Origin of the sequence: Streptomyces inhibens (assembly GCF_003389455.1) — a bacterium.
Lineage (GTDB): Bacteria > Actinomycetota > Actinomycetes > Streptomycetales > Streptomycetaceae > Streptomyces > Streptomyces inhibens.
In genome coordinates, this window is record NZ_QUAC01000363.1 from 1 (window position 1) to 4,552 (window position 4,552).

General features: G+C 72.7%; 3 protein-coding genes and 1 pseudogene. 1 reads left to right on the forward strand and 3 read right to left on the reverse strand.

Annotation, left to right across the window (positions count from 1 at the left end):
- Positions 1 to 1,144: pseudogene (locus tag DY245_RS34540) on the reverse strand (M23 family metallopeptidase); the annotation flags it as partial.
- 249 nt (positions 1,145 to 1,393) lie between these two features.
- A complete protein-coding gene (locus DY245_RS34545; protein ID WP_244943451.1) occupies positions 1,394 to 2,272 on the reverse strand; it encodes an esterase/lipase family protein in 879 nt (292 codons plus the stop codon).
- Between the two features lie 421 nt (positions 2,273 to 2,693).
- On the opposite strand from DY245_RS34545, the gene DY245_RS34550 reads away from it, so the two are divergent.
- The gene (locus tag DY245_RS34550) at positions 2,694 to 3,152 is read left to right on the forward strand and encodes a cobalamin B12-binding domain-containing protein (protein ID WP_181924003.1); all 459 of its coding nucleotides are present in this window, start codon (positions 2,694 to 2,696) and stop codon (positions 3,150 to 3,152) included.
- Positions 3,153 to 3,196: 44 nt separating this feature from the next.
- Here DY245_RS34550 and DY245_RS34555 read toward each other — a convergent pair.
- Positions 3,197 to 4,552, reverse strand: a 1,356-nt coding sequence (locus tag DY245_RS34555; RefSeq protein ID WP_128511062.1) for a DUF5691 domain-containing protein, incomplete at its 5' end; no start/stop codon positions are given.

The window sequence follows — 4,552 nt, forward strand, 5'->3', positions numbered from 1 at the left end:
GCAGCGCCGACCGCTTCGCCGGGCGTCGCCGGCCGCGGCCACGGACGGCCTTGCCGGCGCTCGGCCCGTCGACCCGACGGCCGGCGGGCGCGGCGACCGCGGTGGTGATCGGCATGGCCTGCGTCATGGCGTCGGCCACGGCGGCGGCGTCGCCGGCCGCGTCGGGGTGGCCGGAGTCGCGGGTCTCGCCGGAGGAGCCGTCGTCGGACTCGTGCTCACCGGCGAGCGGCTGGTCGGCGTCGTGCCGGCCGGTGTCGTACTGGCCGATGTCGAGCCGGCCGGTGCCGTACCGGGTGCTCTCGTCCCAAGTGGTGCTGTCCCACTGGACGGTGTCTTCCGGGGGCGGGCCGGCCTGTGCCGGGATGCCGGCGATCAGCTGCTGGTCGGTGGTCGACCAGACCGCCGTGGCCTCGTAGCTCGCGGTCTCCTCGACCGCGGTGGCCTGATGGCCGATGGTGCCGTAGGTGGCGGTCGGCTCGTAGGCACCCGTGGTCTCGTAGGCACCGGGCGCCTCATAGGTGCCCGTGGCGTAACTGCCGGTGTCATACCCGCCGGTGGGGAAGCTCCCGGTGTCATAGCCGCCGTGCCCGTAGGAGGTGGCTTCGTACGCGGTCGCCTCGTACCCGGGAGATGCGTACGCGGCCGATTCGTACCCGGCCGAGTCGTATGCGGGCGCTTCCTGCACCGGGGACTCGTAGGCGGTGTGCGCGTACGGGTCGTAACCGGCGGCGGCCGACTGCGGGTCGGCGACGGCGTAGGAGCCGGTGTCGTACGCACCGGTGTCCCACTGCGCCGAGGCGAAGCTGCCGGTGTCGTAGGCGCCGGTGTCATGGCCGTCGCCCGCCGGGTAAGTCCCCATGGCGTACGCATCGGTGCGGTAGCCGCCCGTGTCGTACGCGCCTGCCCCATATGTGCTGTGCGCACCGGTGTCATACATCCCGGTGTCGTATGTGCCGGTGTCGTACATCCCCGTCTCGTACGAGCCGGGGAGCGAACCGAAGAGGGGGTCGCCGTCGCCGTATGCGGTGCTGACGGTCGGGGACTGCTGCTGCCCGTAGGAGTCGTAGGCCGGATAGTGCGCATACGAGGCGTCGGAAGTGGAGCCGGTCGGAGGCTGGGCCCCCGAGGGGTGACGGTCGTTCACCAACTTCTCTTTCGCCTCGGCAGCAGGAGAATTAGCGGCGACTGTACCCGGCAGTACGCGACGGCGACAATCTTCCACGGGTTTTGGGCTCGGCGAGACCGGGCATTTGGCCGCCTTTCGGTGGCCCGCATGCGAGTTCTTGGCACCTCGTTCGAAGAATGTTCGAGCGCACGTCAAGATCGTGCCGTCTGCGCGACACGGTTTCGGCGTCGCGGGAGGGCGAGTGGGGCCGGTGACGCGGACCGGGGGTCAGGCCACCGAGATGGCGTCCGCGGCCCCTTCCGCCGCCTCCGCCGAGGCCAGCGCTTCCCGTATTCCGGCCGCGACCGTGCCGTTGACCGGTAGGGCGAGATGTCCGACCCCGGCGACCTGCACGTTGTACGCGATCAAATCCGGGTGATCGATTCTGGCCGTAGTGGCCGGAACCATCACCTGGTCCTCCTCGCTCCAGAAAGCGACGAACTGCGTGCGGCAATTCGGTGCCGGGAGCGACAACTCCGCTATCACCTCGGAATCGGGGCGCATCTGGCGGACGATCGGGTGCGCCGACATCAGGGGCGCGATGCGGGTGCCGGAGTGCGGGGTGCCGAGCGTGATCACCGTACGGACGCGGGTGTCGCCGCCGAGCCGCTGCACGTAGTAACGGGCGATGAGCCCGCCGAGGCTGTGGCCCACGATGTCCACCCGGCGATGACCGGTCCGCACGCACACCTCCTCCACATGGCGGCTCAGCAACTCGGCAGCCTTACGGAGATCGCAGGTCAGCGGGGAGTAGTTGAGCGCCTCGACGCGGCGCCAGCCGTGCCGGTGCAGCGAGCGGCGCAGCAGCATGAAGACCGAGCGGTTGTCGATGAAGCCGTGGAGCAGAAGGACGGGCGGATGGGCCCGGCCCTCGGTCGGGAGAAGCGGCGGGAGGTCGGGGGCGGCGGGCCCGGTCGGCGACGACGGAGGGCCCGCCGCGGCGGGCCCTCCTGTGGGCCGTGGCACGGGTCGTTCCTGGGAGATACCGGTCGGGTAGAGGAGGAGATGGCCGGCGAGGACCGCCAGGTCCACGACGGTGCTGCGGAGGAAGAGGGAAGAGGTGCGGGTGGGGAGCAGGCGCGCGCACTGAAGGGGTGCGGCGAGCATGCGCGCGACCAGAAGCGGTGCGGAGAGAAAAGGCAGGGCCTGCATGGCCGACCTCCCGAACGGCACGCGGGAGGCGGCTGCGACCCCCGTGTGCCCTCGTGGGAAGCCATGAGCGGCGACGGCAGGCATGCGGCGTGCCCGCCCTGATGCGCGCCCGGCGGCGCGGTGGCCCTACTGCGGCTCCCCGTGCGCCCGGCCCGCGCGCACGCAACCACCCGGCCACGGCGGCACGACACGCGGAACGCGGCGCGTAGCGAACGTGTCCCATGTGTGATTTCCCCCTCCCCGGATGTCACGAAACGGCTGGCGTGCGCGATGCTGGCGATAACGTTCGTTCACGCTCGTGGCCGCCGGATCGCGGTCGCGCGATCGATTGTCGGCTCGGCGGCACCACCGTGCCGTGCATGGCTTGGAGGCAGTGATGAGTGTGGCTCGGCAGGACGGGGCGCAAGCGGGGAGCCAGGGCGCGGCAGGCAGGTCGGGGCCGATCCGTGTGGTGGTGGCCAAGCCGGGGCTGGACGGGCACGACCGGGGCGCCAAGGTCATCGCACGGGCGCTGCGCGACGCCGGTATGGAGGTGATCTACACCGGGCTGCACCAGACCCCGGAGCAGATCGTCGACACCGCGATCCAGGAGGACGCCGACGCGATCGGGCTGTCCATCCTCTCCGGCGCGCACAACACCCTCTTCGCGAAGGTCATCGCCCTCCTTGAGGAGCGGGACGCGGCGGACATCAAGGTCTTCGGCGGCGGCATCATCCCCGAGGCGGACATCCCCCCGCTCAAGGAACTGGGTGTCGCGGAGATCTTCACGCCGGGCGCGACCACCGCCTCGATCGTGGAGTGGGTCCATGCGAATGTGCGCTCGCTGGCGGTCTGAGACGCCGGGGAGCAGATAGCCGGGGACGGCCGGGGCGCGGAGGGTCATGGCGCGGTCCGGCCGCCGGGCGCAGGGGTGAGTTCGGCACGCATCGTGGCGCGTAGCCGGAGTGTGCCGACCAGGCGCTGGAACGCCTCGGACCAGTAGCCGCCGGAGCCCGGTGAGGCGCCCTCCGGCTCGTCCGTGACCGCGGTGAGCATGTCGAGACGGTCCGCCGCCGCCGGGTCCAGGCAGCGCTCGGCCAGGCCCATCACTCCGCTGAAGCTCCAGGGATAGCTGCCCGCGTCCCGGGCGATGTCCAGGGCGTCGACGACGGAGCGGCCCAGCGGCTCGGCCCAGGGGACCGCGCACACGCCGAGCATCCGGAAGGCGTCCGAGAGGCCGTGCGCGGCGATGAACTCCGCCACCCACCCGGCCCGTTCGTCATCGGGCAGCACGGTCAGCAGCTTCGTCAGGTCCCGGGTCGAGCCGGCCGGCGCGACCTCGGCGGCATGGGACGGCGCGCCCGGCGCGCCCAGCAGCGCCCTTGCCCAGTCGGCGTTCCGCTGGCGTACGGCGGCGCGGGACCAGGCGTCGTGCAGCTCGGTCCGCCAGTCGTCGGCCACCGGGAGCGCGACGATCGCCGCCGGATCGCGGCCCGCGAACCGTTCGTGCCAGCCTTCGAGCGGTGCCGCCTCCACCAACTGGCCCAGCCACCAGGACCGTTCGCCCCGTCCGGACGGCGGCTTGGGAGTGACGCCGTCCCGCTGCATCCCCGCGTCGCACTCGTGCGGCGCCTCGACGACGATCGCCGCCGGGTCGGCCGTGCGGTCCAGGCCGATGCACGTACGGGCACGCCGGGCCATACGGGCCGCGAGCGCGGAGCCGGGCAGCGCGGAGAGCAGCTCGGCGGCCGTGGCGCGGACATTGCGGCTGCGGTCGGACAGCGCCTGTTCGAGGAAGGGTTCATCGGCCGCCGAGAGGCCCTCGCGCAGCGAGTCGAGGAACATCAGACGGTCCTCGGCCCGCTCCGTGGACCACGTCGTGACCAGCAGCGCCAGGCCGGCCCGCGGATCGCGGCGGCGCAGCGCCGTCAGCAGCGCGACCCGTTCGGCGAACAGGCCCTCCTCCCACCGGAGCCGTACCTCCTCGGGGTCGTCGGCACCGGGCGGTGCGGCCGGGCCTCCGATCCCGCGGAGCGCGAACTTCCATTCGTCGTTGAGCCGCGCCAGCCACACGGCGCGCGGTCCCGCCAGGGCGAGCGCGGCGGGCCGCAGGTCCGTACGGGCCCGGGCGGCGTCGAGCAGCGCGGGCAGCAGCGCCTCCGGGGCGCGATAGCCGTACCCCTCGGCGGCGGCCAGCCACTGGGGCAGCAGCTCGGTGAGGTCGGGGGTCGTGCCGCGGCGGCTGCCGCCTGCGGC